The 19301-nt window shown below is 66.2% G+C and carries 24 protein-coding genes and 1 tRNA gene; 13 read left to right on the forward strand and 12 right to left on the reverse strand.

The window, feature by feature from the left end:
* Positions 1–490: 490 nt before the first annotated feature.
* The 3 genes from Q0579_RS03245 to Q0579_RS03255 all read left to right on the forward strand — a co-directional run bounded on the left by Q0579_RS03245 (position 491) and on the right by Q0579_RS03255 (position 2090).
* A complete protein-coding gene (locus Q0579_RS03245) occupies positions 491–1027 on the forward strand; it encodes a hypothetical protein (RefSeq protein WP_298809021.1) in 537 nt (178 codons plus the stop codon).
* 77 nt (positions 1028–1104) lie between these two features.
* Positions 1105–1425, forward strand: coding sequence for a hypothetical protein (locus tag Q0579_RS03250; protein WP_298809024.1), 321 nt, complete (start codon positions 1105–1107; stop codon positions 1423–1425).
* 134 nt (positions 1426–1559) lie between these two features.
* Positions 1560–2090, forward strand: a complete 531-nt coding sequence (locus tag Q0579_RS03255; RefSeq protein ID WP_298809025.1) for a lysozyme — start codon at positions 1560–1562, stop codon at positions 2088–2090.
* Positions 2091–2593: 503 nt separating this feature from the next.
* Here the strand turns inward: Q0579_RS03255 and Q0579_RS03260 are convergent.
* From Q0579_RS03260 to Q0579_RS03270, 3 genes are all read right to left on the reverse strand, one after another.
* The gene (locus Q0579_RS03260) at positions 2594–2926 is read right to left on the reverse strand and encodes a hypothetical protein (RefSeq protein ID WP_298809027.1); all 333 of its coding nucleotides are present in this window, start codon (positions 2924–2926) and stop codon (positions 2594–2596) included.
* A gap of 298 nt (positions 2927–3224) precedes the next feature.
* Positions 3225–3527, reverse strand: a complete 303-nt coding sequence (locus tag Q0579_RS03265) for a hypothetical protein (protein WP_298809030.1) — start codon at positions 3525–3527, stop codon at positions 3225–3227.
* Positions 3527–3793: a hypothetical protein gene (locus tag Q0579_RS03270; RefSeq protein ID WP_298809032.1), complete on the reverse strand. Its 267-nt coding sequence runs from the start codon at positions 3791–3793 to the stop codon at positions 3527–3529. Before Q0579_RS03270 ends, Q0579_RS03265 begins: the two co-directional genes overlap by 1 nt.
* Positions 3794–3953: 160 nt before the next feature.
* Between Q0579_RS03270 and Q0579_RS03275 the strand changes: the two genes are divergently transcribed.
* On the forward strand, positions 3954–4385 hold the full coding sequence (locus tag Q0579_RS03275) for a hypothetical protein (RefSeq protein ID WP_298809033.1): 432 nt from the start codon (positions 3954–3956) through the stop codon (positions 4383–4385).
* A 139-nt stretch (positions 4386–4524) separates the two neighbouring features.
* Here Q0579_RS03275 and Q0579_RS03280 read toward each other — a convergent pair whose 3' ends face one another.
* The 3 genes from Q0579_RS03280 to Q0579_RS03290 all read right to left on the reverse strand — a co-directional run bounded on the left by Q0579_RS03280 (position 4525) and on the right by Q0579_RS03290 (position 6107).
* Entirely contained in the window at positions 4525–5166 is a 642-nt protein-coding gene (locus tag Q0579_RS03280) for an SOS response-associated peptidase family protein (protein WP_298809036.1), read from the reverse strand.
* Complete coding sequence (locus Q0579_RS03285; RefSeq protein WP_298809038.1) at positions 5166–5465, reverse strand: hypothetical protein; 300 nt, start codon at positions 5463–5465, stop codon at positions 5166–5168. The genes Q0579_RS03280 and Q0579_RS03285 overlap by 1 nt, the downstream gene beginning before the upstream one ends.
* 276 nt (positions 5466–5741) lie before the next feature.
* Positions 5742–6107 (reverse strand): hypothetical protein, encoded by a 366-nt coding sequence (locus Q0579_RS03290; protein ID WP_298809040.1) that lies wholly within the window; start codon positions 6105–6107, stop codon positions 5742–5744.
* 190 nt (positions 6108–6297) lie between these two features.
* On the opposite strand from Q0579_RS03290, the gene Q0579_RS03295 reads away from it, so the two are divergent.
* Complete coding sequence (locus Q0579_RS03295; protein WP_298809043.1) at positions 6298–7089, forward strand: S1/P1 nuclease; 792 nt, start codon at positions 6298–6300, stop codon at positions 7087–7089.
* Between the two features lie 57 nt (positions 7090–7146).
* Here Q0579_RS03295 and ald read toward each other — a convergent pair whose 3' ends face one another.
* Entirely contained in the window at positions 7147–8226 is a 1080-nt protein-coding gene (ald, locus tag Q0579_RS03300; protein ID WP_298809046.1) for an alanine dehydrogenase, read from the reverse strand.
* 110 nt (positions 8227–8336) lie between these two features.
* Between ald and Q0579_RS03305 the strand changes: the two genes are divergently transcribed.
* Together Q0579_RS03305 and Q0579_RS03310 are read left to right on the forward strand one after the other, a co-directional pair.
* Positions 8337–8819: an Lrp/AsnC family transcriptional regulator gene (locus Q0579_RS03305; RefSeq protein ID WP_298809049.1), complete on the forward strand. Its 483-nt coding sequence runs from the start codon at positions 8337–8339 to the stop codon at positions 8817–8819.
* Between the two features lie 43 nt (positions 8820–8862).
* A complete protein-coding gene (locus Q0579_RS03310; protein WP_298809052.1) occupies positions 8863–9435 on the forward strand; it encodes a Uma2 family endonuclease in 573 nt (190 codons plus the stop codon).
* Between the two features lie 3 nt (positions 9436–9438).
* Here Q0579_RS03310 and Q0579_RS03315 read toward each other — a convergent pair whose 3' ends face one another.
* Both Q0579_RS03315 and ettA read right to left on the reverse strand, forming a co-directional pair.
* Positions 9439–9867 carry a ribose-phosphate pyrophosphokinase gene (locus Q0579_RS03315; RefSeq protein WP_298809054.1) on the reverse strand — a complete coding sequence of 143 codons (429 nt, stop codon included), beginning with the start codon at positions 9865–9867 and terminating at the stop codon, positions 9439–9441.
* On the reverse strand, positions 9867–11546 hold the full coding sequence (ettA, locus tag Q0579_RS03320) for an energy-dependent translational throttle protein EttA (RefSeq protein WP_298809056.1): 1680 nt from the start codon (positions 11544–11546) through the stop codon (positions 9867–9869). The genes Q0579_RS03315 and ettA overlap by 1 nt, the downstream gene beginning before the upstream one ends.
* 107 nt (positions 11547–11653) lie before the next feature.
* On the opposite strand from ettA, the gene Q0579_RS03325 reads away from it, so the two are divergent.
* The 5 genes from Q0579_RS03325 to Q0579_RS03345 all read left to right on the forward strand — a co-directional run bounded on the left by Q0579_RS03325 (position 11654) and on the right by Q0579_RS03345 (position 14511).
* Positions 11654–13111, forward strand: a complete 1458-nt coding sequence (locus Q0579_RS03325; RefSeq protein WP_298809060.1) for a M20/M25/M40 family metallo-hydrolase — start codon at positions 11654–11656, stop codon at positions 13109–13111.
* Positions 13112–13251: 140 nt separating this feature from the next.
* Positions 13252–13515: a hypothetical protein gene (locus Q0579_RS03330; RefSeq protein WP_219768920.1), complete on the forward strand. Its 264-nt coding sequence runs from the start codon at positions 13252–13254 to the stop codon at positions 13513–13515.
* A 24-nt stretch (positions 13516–13539) separates the two neighbouring features.
* Positions 13540–13791 carry a hypothetical protein gene (locus tag Q0579_RS03335; protein WP_298809067.1) on the forward strand — a complete coding sequence of 84 codons (252 nt, stop codon included), beginning with the start codon at positions 13540–13542 and terminating at the stop codon, positions 13789–13791.
* A gap of 139 nt (positions 13792–13930) precedes the next feature.
* A complete protein-coding gene (locus tag Q0579_RS03340; RefSeq protein ID WP_298809069.1) occupies positions 13931–14374 on the forward strand; it encodes a DUF4126 domain-containing protein in 444 nt (147 codons plus the stop codon).
* 64 nt (positions 14375–14438) lie between these two features.
* Positions 14439–14511 (forward strand) — tRNA-Ile (locus Q0579_RS03345).
* Here Q0579_RS03345 and Q0579_RS03350 read toward each other — a convergent pair.
* Both Q0579_RS03350 and Q0579_RS03355 read right to left on the reverse strand, forming a co-directional pair.
* Positions 14480–15508 carry a WalW protein gene (locus Q0579_RS03350; protein WP_298809070.1) on the reverse strand — a complete coding sequence of 343 codons (1029 nt, stop codon included), beginning with the start codon at positions 15506–15508 and terminating at the stop codon, positions 14480–14482. The genes Q0579_RS03345 and Q0579_RS03350 overlap by 32 nt on opposite strands.
* Positions 15505–17214: a histidine kinase dimerization/phospho-acceptor domain-containing protein gene (locus Q0579_RS03355; protein WP_298809071.1), complete on the reverse strand. Its 1710-nt coding sequence runs from the start codon at positions 17212–17214 to the stop codon at positions 15505–15507. Before Q0579_RS03355 ends, Q0579_RS03350 begins: the two co-directional genes overlap by 4 nt.
* A gap of 195 nt (positions 17215–17409) precedes the next feature.
* Here Q0579_RS03355 and Q0579_RS03360 point away from each other — a divergent pair, with 195 nt between their 5' ends.
* Positions 17410–17871, forward strand: a complete 462-nt coding sequence (locus Q0579_RS03360) for an Lrp/AsnC family transcriptional regulator (RefSeq protein ID WP_298809074.1) — start codon at positions 17410–17412, stop codon at positions 17869–17871.
* Between the two features lie 84 nt (positions 17872–17955).
* On the opposite strand, the gene Q0579_RS03365 is transcribed toward Q0579_RS03360, so the two are convergent.
* A complete protein-coding gene (locus tag Q0579_RS03365) occupies positions 17956–19230 on the reverse strand; it encodes a hypothetical protein (protein WP_298809076.1) in 1275 nt (424 codons plus the stop codon).
* Positions 19231–19301: the final 71 nt, after the last annotated feature.

Consider the following 19301-nt stretch of genomic DNA (forward strand, 5'->3'; position numbering starts at 1 on the left):
CCTCGATCCAGACTGTCATAGTCGATGGACCACTCAGAAGGGGGCAGCTCATCGCAATATACCTAATCGCATCTAAGCTCAGGCTACTGCCTTGGCTTGCCCTAGGGCCAAATCGCTCCGTTCGAACGACTGCGGCAGCCCCGGCGTGAGCGGCTAGGCTCGCGCCGGCCGCACCTGCACGGCGTACATGGCTGGCCCACCAGCGGCGTTTGTCGCCAATGACCGTCAAACCGCGCTGGAATTAGCGCTCCACCGCCTGCTTCCACGCCGCTGCAATCTCCGCTTGCTTAGCAAGCCACCGCTCACGCCGAGCCGCCCGACGCCACGCTCGCTGCTGCTTTACCAGCAAGGCTATGACTGAACCGCTGATCGCGATCCCGGCAGCGGAAATGGCAAGCGCGCTCATGACATCGACTCCCGTTCGATGCGGGCTGTCTACCTCGTTGCAATAGGACCGGCGAGGCCTCTTCCTCACATCGGAGTCCCGACGATGAACAACACGTCCCTCGCGGCCAAGGCGGTCGCGAGCAGCCCCAGCGCGTCTGCGCCGGCTGCATTCAACGGGGTCGAATGGTTGGTCGCCCTCAATCTATGGGCGATGACCGCGGCGTGCCTGCTCGCCTGTATGGCGATCTACACGCTGGTGACGGACGGACGGAAGCACCGGCATCGCGACGTGCCGGGCATCTCACCCGCGCGGCTTCTGCGCTGGATCGGCCTGCTCTTCGCGACCGGCATCGCGCTGCGCAGCGGGGCCGAGGCGCTGACGCTATGGGGCTGGGACACGACACAGCCGGCGCGGACCGGCACGCTGCTCTTCATCAAGCGCCTCGTCGACCCGGTCGCGATCGCCTGCGGCGTGTCCGGCATGGCGCTCTTGATCATGTCGCTCCCCGGCATGCTGTCGCAGCTGCGCCGCGAGCCGTTGCCGATCGACATCTGGCAATCGTGGCCGATCATTCGCCGCATGCTCGGCGTGGCGGCCGTGTTCTTCGTCGCGGCTGTCGGCGTGACGGTGACGCGATGAGCCTGCGAGTGGGGGCACTCGCCGGCATCACCGCACCGGTCGCAGCTGCGGCCGCTACCATCTCAAAAGGGGCGACCATGACCGGACCTGTCGTTTGGCACGCGCTCGGCTATCCGTTCGAGGCCGGCAGCATGATTGCCGCCCTCTGCGCCTGCATCGCGGTGCGCTTCTACGTCGTGCAGCATGGGGCGGGCGCGAACCGCTGGCTGCTCGACATACCCGTCAGCGCGCTGGCGCTCATGTTCACCGCGGGCATCATCGTGACCGCGCGGCCCGCGCCGCTTACCGCACTGCTCTTCGGCACCGGTGTCGGCGCGCTGGGCGCGGGCATCATCAAGATCGCGAAGACGTACGTCGACCGCTGGTTCCATGAGACGACGGGCGAACCGAAGGCCTGAACGCCAAAGCGCCCCGTCTTTCGACAGGGCGCTCCGGGAGTTCACATGCTGAGCCCCGTCCATCGGCCTGTGCTGCCAGCGACACAAGGACACAGATCATGTTGGAAGAAACGACTAGCCTACGGGTCGGGCCGATGGCGCTCGCCCTGATGCACCATTTCGAGCAGTGCCGGCTCGCCGCCTATCTAGACTCGGTGAAGGTGCCGACCATCGGGTGGGGCATGACCTATTACCCCGACGGTCGACGCGTCCACTTGGGCGACAGGATCACCCAGGCGCAGGCGGACGAAACGTTCGCGCTGCTGCTCGAGCGCGATTTTTCCGGGCCGATGCGAAAGGCAGTCGACGCCGTGGCGACCACCCCCGCGCAGTTCGGCGCGATGGTCGCGCTCGCCTACAACATTGGCATGGGGCCGCTGCTCTGGCTGCCCGGCATGAAGAAGGGCTTCCGCCAGTCCGACGTGCTTAAGCGGCACAGGGCGGGCGACTATGCCGGCGCGGGCGGCAAGGGCGGCAGCGACCCGACGCCGGGCGCCTTCGGCGGCTGGATACGTGCGGGGGGCGAGGTGCTGGCGGGGCTGGTGCGTCGCCGCTCGGCCGAGGCCGCGCTTTATCGCAGCGATTTCGCGAATGTCGCCCGCTTCACGCAAGGCGAAGTCGCCTGATCAATCCCCCCCGAAGGAGAAAACCCATGAAGATCAATCTCGCCACTATCTTCCGCATCGCCAAGGCGCTCGCACCCGTCGCGATCGCGGTGGCACCTGCCGTGAAGCAGGCGATCAAGGGCGCGAAGAAGCCGCGTCCGGGCTGAGCCGCTGAGCTTTCGCGCGTCCACGACGATGCGCGAAAAGGACGTACCCCGCCCCTGCCGCGGCCGCGACGATCTGAACAGCCCACGTGAGGCCGAGAACACTAGCCGCGATCGTCACATAGAACATGCCACCTACGTATCGCGGCAATGTATGACAGGAAGCCTAACTTATTTACAAATCCGGCATTTTTTGGGGGGCATGACCATTTTGACGCGAAAGCGGAAAGCCCGACCACACCTGCCGGTTCGATAGCACGCCAAAGGCGTCGGTCGGTGTGGTCGGGGCCGCGGCTCGCTGGGGGCAAGGCCGCGCACCATCAGCATGGCTGACCGCGACACATAAGCAACCGCAATGGCTTACAGTTCAGCCCGCCCCTCCAGCGACGCGAACGCCGCGGCCGCCAGCTCCGCATATTTCATTCGCCACTGATCCGCCCGCTCCCACGGCAGGTCGCCCTCTTCCCAGCGGCTATCCCACAACGCCTGCGCGACCATAAGCACGAGCGCGTTGCGATCGCTGCTAGTGCAAAGCAGACAGCGCCCGTGCTGATCGGCGTCGATGCTGTTGGCGACCACGCCGGCGAACCCGCGGAAGATCGCGCGATAGGCGGGGCACTCATCCCAGCGGTAATCGTGCGTGCCGTCGCAGCGGCTTTCGAACATGTCGCGGGCGAGCTGCTCCACCAGCACCGGCCGATCGTCCGTGCGGCACAGCGCGCACCGCGTCATGCCGCGGTGGTCGTGGATCACGGGTGGCCTGCAAAGATTTGCAATTCGGGCAGGGCTATTGCCCCATTTCGCAAGAGGCGTACCTTTCGACCTGCCCCGGTTACAGGGGCGATTCGGAGAGTGAGCATGAAGCGCTTGAGCATTGCGACCGCCATGGCGGTAATGACCGTGGCTGCCGTTCCTTCGTTCGCGGCACCAGCACCAACGAAGGCGGCCGTGTCGAGCCCACAGCAGGCTATACCCGGCCTCCCCTGCAATTTCATTCGGGTAAAGTGCCCGAGCTACTGATTTGACCTCTGGCCTCGCATTGCCCCGTCAGTGCGAGGCTAACCTTCATCTGCGTCACCGGTCGCCACGGCATGCGCGCGCCGAGCGACGCCTCATCCACGTCGAGCGCCATCGCCATACGCAGGCGGTCATCCTCGTCGAGCTTTCGTGGCGATCCTCGCTCGAGCCACTGCTGCACGAAGGCGTCATTCCGTCCGATCAGTCGGGATAGCGCGGCAAAGCTGAGCCCGCGCGCGGCTGCCCGCTCACGCACTACGGTACGCGCGTCCGGCATTAGTACGCCCGCCAGTCAATCTCGGCCTCGTCGACGGCTTCGAACAGATCGCCCTCTGCCTGCATAGCGGCGAGGTGTCGGCGCACGTCCTCGGGGCTGCCATCGCGTGGGAAACGCCGATCGGCCTTCGCGCCGGCGACCAACTGCCCAACAAGGCCCTCGCGATCGACCTGGACGCGCAGCCAGGCGCCGAACGTCTCGCCGTGGTGGTGGTTGATGGCGCGCCCGTTCGCAGCGCCGTGAGCGGTGGATTGCGACTCGATCATGCGCTCATGATGCCGCTCCCGATCCTACAATTCCAGGCTTTTGTTCTGCATCTGTTCCGTGTCAAAGCGGGGCATGGTCGGCCACCCGAAGACACTGCATGACCTGCGTCGCGTCGAGGCCGCGGTGCAGGTGACGTGCCGCACGTGCGGGCATGTCGCGGTGCTCGATCGCGAGGAGATGATCAGCGACCGGAAGCATAGCCGGCGCTCGATGGAGTGGGCCGCGGTCCAGCACGACCAGATCTGCCGCAAGGCCGGGTGCACCAGCAGCGACGTCCTCGTGCTGCCCCTGCCTTTCGGTCAATCGATGCCCGAGGTGCGGCAGCGGCGCGCGATGATGCTGGCGGTTAATCTGTCGCTTCAGGTGCTGGAGCAGGCCTGCCGAAAGCCGCCCGAAAGCAGCCGGGAATCGGTACGGCTGGCGCTGCGTGTCCTGCACCCGCATGTGCGCGACGAGACGCTGATGCTTGAGTTCTGGGAGCACGCCATCACCAAGCGCGACGACATCGGCTCGCACCCGTATCTGGTCATCAGGTGGATGGTGCGGAAGCTGGTCGACCGCGGATATGCGGTGTGGGCGGAGCTGCGATAGCTCCGGGCAAAAAGAAGGGCCGCCGAAGCGACCCAAAGGTTTACTTAGGAGAGGATGCCTGAAAGGCCCCATTAATTTGCTGCGCTCGCGAACGGATGGCGAATGCAAAAGATGAGGTCGTAGATTGCAGCGTCTGCAATCAGACCGTCCCTCGATTTTGTCGCGTCGGAAACACCGGCCCGCTCACCGTCATCTGCTCGGCCGGATACGGGCGTTGTAGCGACACCACTTCATCGTAGCTGCCGCGCAGCCAGCGCTGGTGATCATCAGGCGCCAGGATCGTGATCATCGCTTTCGGATGGATCGGCGCGACAAGCTCATTCGGATCGCATGTCACCATCGTGAAGCCGGCACCCTTGGCCGAGCGCTGCCAGAACCCCGCGACGGCGAACAGCGGCTGGTCGATGACCTGGAACCACATCTCTCCCTTCAACGGTGGCTTTTTGTCGCCGAGATCGTGCTTGTCAGGCGTCCACTCGCAGAACTCGCTTAGCGGCACCAAGCATCGGTTCTCTGGCTTCTCCGCTAGGCGGCGCCACTGCGGCAGGTGCAGCTGGCGGACATTCGTCATCGGCCACTTCGCACCCCCGCCGAGCACGTCCCACTCCATGACATCGAGCCCGCGCTTCCCTCCCTGCTCGCGGACCACGTAGGCCCGGCTCTTCGGGCGCAGCTCGCCCGGGTCGAACCGGTTGTCGCGCGGCTTGTCGGCTAGCCAGTCTGCGCCGAAATGCGTCAGGATCGTCTCGGGTTCGTAGGACAGCCGCGCGCGATTGCACATCAGCCGAAAACCTGGCTCGTCGCGTAGATCGTGATGATCGCGATGACGGAGAAGACGACCGCGAAGGCGACCCACGCCCTACCCGGTGTGGTCACGATGCGATCGGCCAGTCTGTCGGGGCCGGCTGCCAAATCCTCATCAACGACCGACCCAAAGGCGAGATTGCGCCGCATCATCTCGACCGCGATTGCCGCTCCGTTGGTGTGCCCAAGTTCCCAGCTGCTGTTGACCCAAAACGTTCGAACCTCTTCGTCGGTCCACGTGGCGAGCGCTTCCGGTGTGAGGGGCGAGTCGGTCATGGGGGTAGCGTACCCCGAAAGATCAGCTGCTCAACGGCGCGAAAATCGCCCTGCGCCATTTTCCGACAAATTGATGCCCACGATGGGGGGAGCTACGCGGTACAGAACGAGATAATTACGGAAGCGGCGTTGATATTACTCGTTTTTCCGCTGACTCTTAATCAGCGGGTCCTTGGTTCGAGCCCAAGTGCGTCCACCACCTTCTCGGGTCCCAACAAGTGACGTGACGTCTTTGTGAACCGGCAGCGTGGATCGCACGCTGCCGGTCGCGTGCGATCAGTCGCGAATGGCCGAGCCTGCGTTCTGCAGCGCGGCACCCGTGCGGTCGGCGGCACGGTCACCAGCGCGATTGATCTTGTCGCCGGTACGGTCCGCAGCTGCGTCGGCATTGCGCGCAGCGTCCTTGGTCGCGGCGGCAGCACGATCACCGGCGCGGTCGAGCTTCTCACCGGCGCGGTCGGCGGCAGCGGCGACATCGTCGGCGGCGCGATCGGTTGCCGCAGCGGCGCGTGACCCGATGTTCTTGGCATCGTCACCAATTGCGTCGGCGGCCTGCGAGGTCTGCTCCTGCGCGCGCTCGCTGCACGCGGCCAGCGGCATCGCCACGATCATGGCGGCCAGACCGAAATACACCTTCTTCATACATCCTCCCGAAACACGACGCGCGTGGCGTCCGACAAGGTGTCGCCAAGAGGGAAACCCACCCGGTAACGGCTTGCTCAACCCGGAAGCCAGCGGAACTGTTCCGCCACAGCAACGACGCCGGCCCGCAGCATCGCGCGGTAACACCCGCGATCACGCCGCCGTCACAATTATGCGGCAGGGGCCGGCGATGCGTTACCTAGCTCTCGCCGTCATGGCGCTCATCGCCCTTCCCAGCCCCGCTTGCGCCTGGGGTAAGACCGGACACCGCGTCGTCGGCGCAGTGGCCGAGCCGCTGCTCACTCCCACCGCTCGCGCCGCGGTTCGCAGCATCCTGGGTGTCGAGACGATGGCCGAAGCGTCGAACTGGCCCGACTTCATGCGCGCCGATCCGGCACCCTATTGGCAGCGCGAGTCGACTCCGTGGCATTATGTCACCGTGCCCAAGGGCAAGACCTACGCGGAGATGACACCGCCATCTGAGGGCGACGCGGCGACCGCGTTGCGCCATTTCAGCGCCACCGTGCAGGACACCCATGCCCCGCTCGCCGAGCGGCAGGCGGCACTGCGCTTCATCATTCATATCATCGGCGACCTGCACCAACCGCTTCACGCCGGCAACGGCACCGACAAGGGTGGCAACGAGGTCGCTGTGACGTTCTACGGTCGCCCGACCAACCTACATTCGGTGTGGGATTCAGGCCTGATCGACGACGAGCAATTGTCCTATAGCGAACTGGCGGTGTGGCTCAGCGCGCGCATCACACCCGCGGATCGCCGCGCTTGGGCGAGTAATGATCCGAATACTTGGATCAACGAGAGTGCGGCCCTGCGCGACCAGATCTACCCGACCGACCCCGCGCTATCCTATGCTTACGTTTACCAGAACAAGGCACGGGTCGAGCAGCGACTGGAGATGGGCGGCGTACGCCTCGCCGATTATCTGAACGCAATGTTCCAGCGGAGCGGCAAGCGCCGCTGACGCGAAAAGGGCGGCGTGTCACCACACGCCGCCCCAAACAATAGCAATGTGGGTCGGTCAAGCGAGCGCGTCGGCAACCACCTTGTTGACGATCTTGCCGCCGCGCACGTTCAGGCCTTCCATCAGGCCCGGGTTCTCCTCGCACGCCGCATAACCCTTGTCGGCGAGCGCCAGGCCGTACGGCAGCGTCGCATTGTTGAGTGCGTGGCTCGATGTCAGCGGCACCGCACCCGGCATGTTGGCGACGCAATAATGGATCACGCCGTCGACCTCGTAGGTCGGCTCGGCGTGCGTTGTCGCGTGGCTGGTCTCGAAACAGCCGCCCTGGTCGATCGCGACGTCGACCAGCACCGCACGCGGCTTCATGTGCGCGAGCATCGGACGCGTGACGAGCTTGGGTGCCGACGCACCGGGGATCAGCACCGCGCCGATGGCGGCATCGGCCTCCGCGATCTCCTGCTCGATCGACTCAAGCGTCGAGACGCGCGTGCGGACACGACCACCGAACAGTTCGTCGAGTTCGCGCAAACGCGGGATCGAGCGATCGATGATCGTCACCTCGGCACCCAAGCCGACCGCCATGCGTGCCGCGTGCGTGCCGACCACACCGCCGCCCAGCACGACGATACGACCCGGCTGCACGCCCGGCACGCCGCCCAGCAGCACGCCGCGCCCGCCGTTCGGCGCCTTCAATGCGTGACCCGCCGCCTCGATCGACAGCCGCCCCGCGACCTCGCTCATCGGGGCGAGCAGCGGCAACTGCCCGCGAGCGTCAGTGACGGTCTCGTACGCGACCGCGGTGACGCCCGAGGCCATCAGCCCCTTGGCCTGCTCGGGATCGGGGGCGAGGTGGAGATAGGTGAACAATATCTGATCGTCGCGCAGCTGCACCCACTCGCTCGGCTGCGGCTCCTTGACCTTCACGATCATCTGCGCGCGCGCGAAGACTTCCTGCGCAGTTTCGACGATCTCGGCACCCGCGGCGCGGTAGACATCGTCCGACGCCGCAATGCCGAGCCCGGCGCCTGCCTGCACCAGCACCTCGTGCCCGTGCGCGACATATTCGCGCACCGCCCCGGGGGTCAGGCCGACACGATACTCGTGGTTCTTGATTTCCTTGGGTACGCCGACGCGCATGGTGACTCTCCTCTGGTTTGCTGCCTTTTACTGCGTGGCATACGTAATTTCCCGGCGAAGCGGGATGCCGACTTGCCGATCGGCACCGGGTTCCTGCATGATTGTCTGCAATGACGCTGCAATCCGAACCGCTCGATCGCATCGATCGGCGCCTGCTCGGCGCCCTTGTCGAGAATGCGCGCGCCACCGCCTTCGCACTTGCCGAGCGGATCGGCCGCAGTGCCACCGCCATTGCGCGGCGGCAGCGCGCGCTCGAAGAGGCGGGCGTGATCGCGGGCTATGCCGCGCGACTCGACCTCGCGCGCCTTGGACTCGGCACCACCGTGCACATTAAGATGACGCTAGAGAGCCAGCGCAAGGACGTGCTTGACGCGTTCGAACGCGCGATCGCCGACAGCCCCTCGGTCGTGCGCTGCGACCTGATGTCAGGCTCGTACGACTATCTGGTCACCGTGCAGGCACGCGACCTAGCGCATTTTGCCGAAGTCCATCGCGAGGAGTTGTCGCGCTTGCCCGGCGTCACCAGCATGGAATCGGGCTTCGTCCTGCGCGAGGTCGTCGCAGCCCGGCTGCCGCTCCACCTGCTCGATTGAGGCGAGGTTGGAACCATCCAGCGGCCATGATAGCTTCGCCGGCATGACCGAGCATGTGCCGATCACCAACGTGCCGACGCGCGTCAAGCTGAGGGTCGAGGATTACCTCTCGTTCGACCGCGACGGCGCCTTCGACGGCTACGGCAAGACCGAGCTGATCGACGGTGAGGTCACATACATCAACGCGCAACACGGCCCGCACGCGCTCGCGAAAATGACGTTGTATGATGCGCTGCGTGATGGTCTTCGTGCCGCGGGCTCGACATTACACGTCATGGTGGAAGCCAGCGTCACGTGGGCTCCCGTGGACGTGCCCGAGCCCGACCTGCTCCTCACCTCCGAACCGCGCGGCCTTGGTCCGGTTCCCGGCACCAGCGTGTCGCTGGTGGTGGAGATTGCGGACGCGACATTGCAATCTGACCTGGGCCGGAAAGCGACCCTCTACGCCCAGCACGGCGTGCCCGAATATTGGGTCATCGACGTGAACGGCCGGACCATCCACCAGCTATGGTCGCCCATGAACGACGGTTACGGCGATCATGTCCGGCATGGGTTCGGCACGGTCATCGCGGCTGCCACTATCGCCAATCTGCTGGTCGAAACCGACCATCTCTGACCGTCAGCGCACCCGCCAGTACGCGAACGCCTTCCCCTGCTCGGCAGCGACGAAGCGTTCCGCCTCCGCGCCTTTCCACGCACCGCGATAGCTAAGCCGTTCGGCGAGCGTCGTCCACCATCCCTGTCCCGGCAGCCGATCGCCCTCGCGCACCACGAGCACGGCGAGCGCCGGTTCTCCGGCTCCCTCGTCCACGGCATCGATCGCGTCGAGCGTCTTGCATAGCGCGCGCATCTTCGGCCGGGTAAAGCGGTGACCGAGCGCGCGCAGCAGCTCGGAATAACTCACCGCCCGCCCCTCGCGCGCCGCCGCGACCAGCAGGCCGCGCACCAGCGCCACGTCGGCGATCGTGCCTGGCCCCTCGACCGGCACGATCCCCTCCGCCTCCAGCCAGCGCGACAGATCATCGCAGGTGCCGGAGGCGCGGCGCATCAGCGCGTGAGCTTCTTGTACGCCAGCCGCGTCGGCCGATCGGCGGCATCGCCCAGACGACGGCGCTTATCCTCTTCGTAGCTCTCGTAATTGCCCTCGAACCATTCGACGTGGCTGTTGCCCTCGAACGCGAGGATGTGCGTGCAGAGTCGATCAAGGAAGAAGCGATCGTGGCTGATGACCACCGCGCAGCCCGCGAACGTCTCCAGCGCCTCTTCAAGCGCGCGCAGCGTCTCGACGTCGAGGTCGTTGGTCGGCTCGTCGAGCAGGAGGACGTTGCCGCCCTCCTTCAGCATCTTGGCCATGTGGACGCGGTTGCGCTCACCGCCCGAGAGCTGGCCGACCTTCTTCTGCTGGTCGGGCCCGCGGAAGTTGAACGCACCGACGTAGGCGCGCGTGCCCAGCTCCTGCTTGCCGAAGCGGAACACCTCGAGCTCGTCGGAGATTTCCTGCCAGACGTTCTTGTTCGGATCGAGGTGATCGCGGCTCTGGTCGACGTAGCCGAGCTTGACGGTCGAGCCGACCTCGATCGTCCCCGCGTCGGGCTGCTCCTGCCCCGTGATGAGCTTGAACAGCGTCGACTTGCCCGCGCCGTTGGGGCCGATCACGCCGACGATGCCACCCGGCGGCAGCGTGAAGTCGAGCCCGTCGAACAGCAATTTGTCGCCGTACGACTTGGTCAGCCCCTTCGCCTCGATCACCTTGCCGCCCAGACGCTCGGGCAGCTGGATCAGGATCTGTGCCTTGCCCGCAACGCGGTTCTCCTGCTTCTCCATCAGCTCGTCAAACGCGCGGATACGCGCCTTGGACTTGGTCTGGCGCGCCTTGGGGGTCTGGCGCATCCATGCGAGCTCGTCGGCGATCGCGCGCTGCCGCCCGGCCTCCTCGCGCTCCTCCTGCTCCAGTCGCTTCGCCTTCTTTTCCAAGTAGCCCGAATAGTTCGACTCGTAGGTGTAATACCGCCCGCGATCGAGCTCGAGCACCCAGTTCACCACGTTGTCGAGGAAGTAGCGGTCGTGGGTGACGAGGATGACGTTGCCGGTATATTCCTTCAGGAAATTTTCCAGCCACGACACGCTCTCGGCGTCGAGGTGGTTGGTCGGCTCGTCGAGGAGCAGGATGTCGGGCTTTTCGAGCAGCAGCCGGCACAAGGCGACTCGGCGCTTCTCACCGCCCGACAGATTGGTGACGGGCGCATCGGACGGCGGGCAGCGCAGCGCCTCCATTGCCTGTTCGAGCTGGCTGTCGAGCGACCAGCCGTCGGCGGCGTCGATCTTCGCCTGAAGATCGCCCATCTCCTCCATCAATGCGTCGAAATCGGTGTCGTCCTGGGGATCACCCATCTCGGCCGAGATCGCGTTGAAGCGTTCCACCATGTCGGCGACCGGGCCGGCACCCAGCCGCACGTTCTCGATCACGGTCTTGCTGTCGTCGAGCTTGGGCTCCTGCGGTAGATAACCGACGCGCACGCCCTCGGCCGCCCACGCCTCGCCGACGAAATCGGTGTCGATCCCGCCCATGATTTTCATCAGCGTCGACTTGCCGGCGCCGTTCGGGCCGATGATCGCGATCTTCGCGCCCGGGATGAATTGCAGGTGGATGTTGTTCAGCACGGGCTTGTTCGCGCCCGGGAAGGTCTTGGTCAGACCCTTCATGACGTAGGTGTACTGGACGGCCATGGGTCGCCTTCTCGCGTGATGATGCTGCGGGGAAATTCGTTCCGCTCGCATGTAAGGCCCCCGCACGGCGTTGGCAAACCGGCAGGTGCCGGTTACGCCTCTGGTCCATGAAGCGCATCCTGCTCGCGGCGACCGCCGCTTCCGCCCTGCCCGCCATCACGCTGTCTGCCCCCGTGGCGGCACAGACCGCGGCGGCACCGACGCCCGTGGGCCAGCCCGCCGGCACCCGCCCCGCGCCGACGCCGCCAGCGCCCGTCGACGCGCGGGTCGCCGCGCTGCGTGACGCCGCGCTCAAGGACGAGGTCGCCTATGATATCGTCGAGGGCCTGACGACCGAGGTCGGGCAACGACTGGCCGGCACTGAGGCCGAAGCACGCGCGCGCACCTGGGGCGCTGCCAAGCTCAAGGCGCTGGGCTTCAAGAACGTGCGGATAGAGACCTATCAGATGCCGGTCTGGGTGCGCGGCACCGAGGAAGCCGAGATCATCGCGCCGTTCGCGCAGAAGTTGAAACTCGCCGCGCTCGGTAACTCGGGCTCGACCGGCGCACAGGGATTGATTGCCGACCTCGTCGTGTTTCCTAGCACGACCGAGTTCGCCAATGCCCCCGCCGGCGCGGTCCGCGGTAAGATCGTCTATATCGGCAATTCGATGCAGCCGACGCAGGACGGATCGAGCTACGGCGCGAACGGCCCCGCGCGCTTCACCGGACCCGCGATGGCCGCAGCCAAGGGCGCCGCCGCCATCGTGATCCGCTCAATCGGCACCGACACGCACCGCCTGCCCCACACCGGCGTCACCAACTTTCCCACGGGCATGGCGGCGATCCCCGCCGCCGCCTTGTCGGTCCCCGACGCCGAGCTGATCGAGCGGATGGCGCTCCGCGGCAAGCCGATCCGCATGCGCCTGCTCCTCACGCCGAAGCAGACCGGCAGCCACGAGTCAGGCAACGTTATCGCTGAGGTGCCCGGCACCGATCCAGCGGCGGGCGTCGTGCTCGTCGGCGGCCACCTCGACAGCTGGGATCTCGCGACCGGCGCAATCGATGACGCGAGCGGCGTCGCCATCACCACCGCCGCTGCGAAGCGCATCCTCGACTCGGGCCGGCGTCCACGGCGCACGATCCGCGTCGTCTGGTTCGGCGCCGAGGAAGTCGGCGGCTTCGGCGGCGAGGACTACGCCCGCAAGCACGGCGCCGAGCGCCACGCGATCGCGGCCGAGAGCGATTTTGGTGCCGACCGCGTTTGGCGCTTCGAAACGACGCTGCCGCCTGCCGCCAAGCCGGTTGCCGATCGACTGGCGAGCGCACTTGCGCCACTAGGCATCGTTCGCGGGACGGGGCCAGGTGGTGATGGTTCGGACATCGAGGCGACGATCGCGCTCGGCGTCGCGGGCATTGACCTCAATCAGTCGGGTTTACGCTATTTCGACGTTCACCACACCCCTGACGACACGCTCGACCGCGTTGATCCGGCGCAGTTGCAGCAGAACGTCGCCGCCTGGACGACGATGCTCGCGGTCGTCGCCGACGCACCGGAGGAGATCGGAGCGGTCACCCGGCCGTGACGCACGATGCGCAACCGCTCGTCGCAACCTGTACCCCAGATGAATTTTCCTTATTGACCCCCTGAACCGCTAGGGTATTCGGGCGTTTCGCGACGGCGTTGGGGTCGGCCGCGATTTTTGTGATGCTTGGGAGCATTCGAATGAAGAAGATCCTGCTCGTTGCCGCTGCTGCCGGCCTGATGTCCGTTGCTGCTTGCTCGAAGTCGCCGGAAGCCGCTGCGGTCGAGAACAACGCCGACATGATGGCGGACAACATGGACGCGATGGCCGACAACGTCGCCGACATGTCGAACACCACTGCCAACCCGTTCGCCGAGGACAACGCCGAGGCGGTTGCCGAGAACATCCACGACGCGGCCGACAACGTCCGCGACTCGGCTGACGGCGCCACCACCAACATGTAATCCGACCGGGTTCGGGTTTTGCCGATGCCAAGGATCGCTCCTCTGGTTGCCGCCGTGCTCCTGTTGCTCAGTGGATGCAGCAAACCCGAACCTGTCTCGGTCGAGAACGGCGCCGAGGCATTGTCCGCTAATCTGGAACAGATGGCGAACGAGTTGGAGGCAGAAGCGTCGGGTCAAGTCAACGCGGCTGAGCGGGCCACGCTCTCTGATGCGGCCGCAACACTCGACAATGCGTCGGACACGCTGAACGTGTCTGATACTGCCGCGAACTTCTAGCGCGCGGCGAGCACGCACCGTTCACCAGATAGAGGGCGTCCCGTTCACGGGACGCCCTTTTTCGTTTGCTGCCTCTCACGCCCGTGAACCCATGCCATCGCTCGCCGTTTCGTCGACGAACACACATTACGGAGACGAGATGCGCAAGTCCTTCCTCATGGGCCTGGTCGGCGGCCAGCGCGCAATGACCCCGCTTGCAACCGTCGCGATTGCCGCCGCGCGCGGGCAATTGCCCACAGACAACGGCGCGCCCAAACTGCTCGCCAACCCGCTCGTCGCGGCCGGAACGCTCGCGCTCGCTATCGGCGAAATGGCGGGCGACAAGCAGAAGACCGCGCCCGACCGCGTCGTGCCGATCGGGCTCGCTGCACGGTTCGTCACGTCGGCGATCGCGGGCGCGGCATTGGTGCCGAAGCGACAGCGCTGGCTCGGCGCGGCGGTCGGCGGCGCCACCGCGGTGATGGCCTCCTATCCGGGCTGGCGCACGCGCATGGCGTGGCTGCCACGTTATGGCCAAACCAAGACAGGCTTCGCCGAGGATCTGGCGGTGCTTTCCTCTGCCGCGGCGATCGTGCGCGGATAGCACGACCGCGACGCAGCGCTTGCCAAGTTCGCGCGCATGCCGCTACCTGCCACGAGCGCGCGGGGGGCCTGTAGCTCAACGGTCAGAGCTGGCCGCTCATAACGGCTAGGTTGCGGGTTCGAATCCTGCCGGGCCCACCGCGCGCTGTTGCTCGATCGCATTCAAAACCTCGCCGAGAGAAGCCGGCAGGTAGCCGTAGCGTGCTAGCGCGGGCAGTACCTCGTCCCACCAAGCGTGAAATCGTGCGAGTTGCGCGGCATCGCGCACGTAGGGCGTGTGGCCGGGCACCAGCGATGGCGAGTGAAAGGTCAGTTGCAGCAATCGCTCGCCGCTTCCGGCCGCCACCGCGATCGCGCGGCATGCCTCATGTACGGGCGTGCCCTCAGGTGTCAGCGGCACGCGCGACAACAGTTTAGACCGCGCGAACACGCCGCGTGCGCGCGGCAGCCGACCAAGCAGCGGGTGCAGCCACGCGCCATATTGCCGCAACAGCCCGGTGTAGATCGTCGTCAACGGCAACTCGACCAGCTCCGCCTCGTCCAACGCGAACGGTCGCGGGCTTACCGAGGTGAAATCCGGCCCCCCCTGGGCGGAATAGTCGAACCGCGCGCGCACCGATGCGTCGATGCGGAAACCGCGCGCCGCCAATGCTTGGAAGGTGTTGGGCCCGACACCGTACCGTCCCGCGCGGTAGATGCACGGTCGCCGCCCGAGCGTGCGCTCGATCATCGCCACCAACCGGTCGAGCTTCGCCGCCTCCACTTCGCGCGGCAGATTGCCCGCGAACGTCTCGACGCGCGCACCGCTGCCTAGCGGAGGCGTGACCCAGCTGTGCAGTTGCGCTCCAATCGCAGCGGCGGGATTACGGGCCAGCAGACCGCGCAGGATCGCCGCGGCGGGTTCGCTCGCCGCGACGACGTAATCGACCATGTAGATCGGGCTGACACCGTAGGCAGCGAGTCGATCTTGCATCGGGGGCAGCGCCGCGATCGCGGAGACGTCGTAGTCATCGGTCGCGCCGGGCGCGGACCAGTCAAATTCTTCCTCGGTGTCGATCGTCACCACAAAGCGACGACCGAATGTCAGCGGCCAGTCGAGCGCTGCGCCGTCCCGCGTCGCGAAGTGGTGCGTCACGGTTGAAGCGTAGAGGCGGCATCCTTGCGCGACATCACCGCACGCGGCAGCGCGACGGTCAGTTGCGCGGGCTCGAACAGCAGATGCCCCCCGAGCTCGCCGGCGAGATTACGCGCGAGCCGAAGCGCGAAGCCGACGCCGAGCAGCGGCGCGCCATCGGCCTCGTCGACTTGGTCGTCGAGGTGGAGCAGCCCCAGATCGTCGCGCCCCACGAACGCCGCCGGTCGATCGATCGAGACATGAACCAGGTCGCCACCTGCGGCACTGACCGCGACCTGCAACGCCTCCCCCGGCGCAGACGCCGACAGCAACGTCGCGATCAACCTGGACAGCAGCCGCTCGACCGCGATCGGATCGGCGGCGACGCGCGCGTCCGCGTCGTCGGGCAAGAGAAGCGCCGCGCCGCGCCGCGCCGCAAGCGGCGCGAGTTCTTCGGCCACCTGCGCCAGCAGCGGGTGAAGCGCGATCACGTCCGATCGCAGGTCGAGCGCCGCTGCCTCGATCCGCGCCGCCATGTCGAGATCCTCGATCGCACCGATCAGCCCCGCTACCTGAGCGCGGATGGCCGCGGCGCGCTCGCGGTAGGTCTCAGGCACGGGACCGAGCAGTTCACGCTCGATCAGCTCGGAAAAGCCTGCAATTGCGTTGGTCGGGGTCCGCAGCTCGTGCACCAGTCGGCGCAATCCTTCCGCCCCGCGCGCGTCCATCGTCGCGACTGCAGCCGGGCGTGCGCGCGCAGCATCCTCCTCGATCCGCGGACGGCGGGCGCTGCCGCGGTAACCGACGAAGCGACCGCTGCTCTGCTCGAATACCGGCACTCCTGCGATCCGCCAGTCACCGCCGAGCGGCGAGTTTCCCGCGATGACGAGCCGTGCGTCGGTAAAGGCGGCACGCTTACGAAACGCACCTGCGGCAACACCGTCAACGCTGGTGCGCGCAACGCCCGCGTGCGCCAGATGCGTTCCGATCACCGCGCCGCGCGGCGCGCTGTCGATCCAGCGGATCATCCCGTCGGCATCGCTCTCGAACCGGAAGAACGCGACCTGCGCGTCCTCGACAAGCGCCAAGGTGTGCGGCGTGTTGCGCCCGCGCTGGAACTCCTCGATGCGGTGAACCAGATCGGCGATCTCGAACCGCTCGCCCGTCTTATCCGCGTCGACCACCGGCTGCTCGACCGCCACCTGCTCGAGAACCGGTGCCGGCCGCACCAGCGCCGCGACTACGTCTGCCTTGGGTGCCGACACGACCGGTTCAACCGGCTGCGGCACGGTTGCGCGCTGGTCGCTGAGCGCGAAATCGGTACTGCCCATCGTCTCAAGCGCGCGCATCGCGCTCGGCGGCAGATCGCTGCGCTGCCGCAGCACGCTGCGCCCCAACGGCGACAAGTGCGGGATCAGCTCGTCCCAGGCTTCCGGCGTCAGCCGCGCGACGCGCAGCACCGCGGCGGCGATCTCGGCCTCGTCGCGCGCGAAAAAAGCGACGAGCGCGGCGGGCGGATCGGTTAGAGCGAGGCCGCGCGCGACCGACAGTCGCGTCGCCGCAGGCACCGCGTCGGCGAGCGAGCGCAGCCGAGCGAGCAGCAGCTCGTCGGCAGGCGCGCGACCACGCGCGATCAGGTCTGTCAGCTGGCGAAACGCGGCGCGCGCGCCGAAGGAGGTCGACACGTCGGCAGCGAGAACCGTCTTCAGACTGTCATCGAACCGCACGCAACCTCCTGGCGGAATGAACCTCGATCGCACCGCAACCGGACGAGCAAACCGCCTACAACGCGGATCGGTCCGCGTCATCAGTGCGCGTGATCGCACATGTCGCAGCATGGCACAATTGCGTTGCCGCGCAATTATCCTATAGCGGCGGTTCGTGCACGGCTTGTCATCGTGCGTGCGTAAACAGGAATCATCATGGCGTTGGACAAAATCGATCGAGAAATTCTTGCACTGCTGCAGGAGGACGGTCGTATGACGAACGTCGACCTGGCCGACCGGGTCGGGCTGACCGCGCCGCCTTGCCTGCGCCGCGTCCGCGCACTGGAGCAGGCCGGCGTGATCCGCGGCTATCACGCCGATTGCGATCCGGCGAAACTCGGCTATCCGATCACCGTGTTCGCGATGGTCAGCCTGCGCAGCCAGGCCGAGCAGGACCTCGCGCAATTCGAACAGCATATCGCCACCATACCGGAGGTGCGGGAATGCCACATGCTAAACGGCGAGATCGACTTCATTCTCAAGATCGTCGCCCCTGATCTCGAGAGTTTCCAGCGGTTGCTGACAACGCAACTGACCGCCGCGCCCAATGTCGCGAGCGTGAAATCATCGCTGACGATCCGTACTGCCAAGGCGCAGACGGGCGTGCCGATCCCGTGATCGGCTCACGTTGCTGACGAAAACAGACCGCTAACGAAAAGGGGCGACCCAATGGCCGCCCCAATTCTTTTACGTAGGCAGTTCTCAGCCGACCGGCGGATGGTCGAGATACTCGATCCACAAGCCTGCCAGGTCGGCGCGGGGCTGCCCCTTCACCGCCTCGAATGCGGTGCGCGCACCCGCCTTGTCGCCCGAATAGGCGAGCGCGATGCCCAGGCGCGTGTTGACCGCATCGGCGTCAACCTGCCCCTTCTGCAGCGCGGTGCGATAGAGCGCGACCGCCTTGGCATAATCGCCGGTGCCGAAGAAGGCGTCGGCGGTGCTCGCCGCCAGCTTGCCGTTGGCCGCTGCGCTGGCGCGCGTCTCCAGCCCCGACAGCGAACCTTCGTTACCGATCGACTTGTTCGACGCCGCCAGCAGCGAGGTCGCATTCGCGCTGCCCGCAGGGATCTTGCCCGAGGACGTGCCTTGGCTGAGCACGGTCTTGGCTTCCCACGGAATACCGAGGTCGAACGCATATTGCGCGTAGATCTCGTAATCATACTGATCGGCCAGCGCCTTGCCGTGGCGCAGCAGGCGGAACAGGTCGATCTTCTGCCCCTTGTCGAGCGTCGCGACGCCGCCCGAGGTCAGGCCGAACGTCGTGACCACGTCGCGCCAGTTCTTGGCGGTCGGATAGGCTTCGACATACTTTTTGAGCCACGCATAGGTCAGCGCGCCATTGCGCTTCTGATTGCTCTTGGCAATCATGAAGCGATACAGGTCCTCGCCCGGCTTCTGCCCGGCCGCGACCTGCGCCGCGATCACCTTGTCCATCTCGGCGGAGGCGCCGGCGAGGTCGCCTGCATCTGCCTTCGACTTCACGAGCTGCAGCGTCATGTTCGGGTTGCTGTACCCCGCCGCCTGCGCCGCGGCGAAATACTGCGCCGCGCCGGCATTGTCCTTCGCGTTGGTCGCGATGCGGCCGAGCTCGTAATTGTAGCGGCCGAGATCGGCGGCCGGGGTTTTGGGGTTCGCGACCAACGCCTTCAGCGGTACCGCCAGCGCGGCGTCGCTGCCCTGATTGGCACCGATCTTCTTCGCCTCCAGGTTCAACCGCATCGCCGCGGCGATATAGCGCTCGTCGTCGGTCTTGGCTGCGGCTTCCGCCTGCGCGATCGAGGTTTCAGCGGTCGCATAATCATTCGCGGCGAGCGCGGTCTGCGCGGCAGCGGCGGGCGCCTGAACTTCCTTGCTGAGCTTCAGCCCGGGACCCTCGGCCTTCTTGTCCTTCTTCTGTGCGACCGCCGGCTGGATCGCCAGCGACGCGCCGCCAGCGAGCAGGGCGGCTGCGAACAAAGCGTTGGTGAACCTCTTCATCGACTATTCTCTCCGATACGGCCGCGAGCGTGCCTGCTGCCGCGATGCTCTAGTGATCCTGCGTCGCGGGT

The sequence above is a fragment of the uncultured Sphingomonas sp. genome (assembly GCF_936927845.1).
Classification (GTDB): Bacteria; Pseudomonadota; Alphaproteobacteria; order Sphingomonadales; family Sphingomonadaceae; genus Sphingomonas.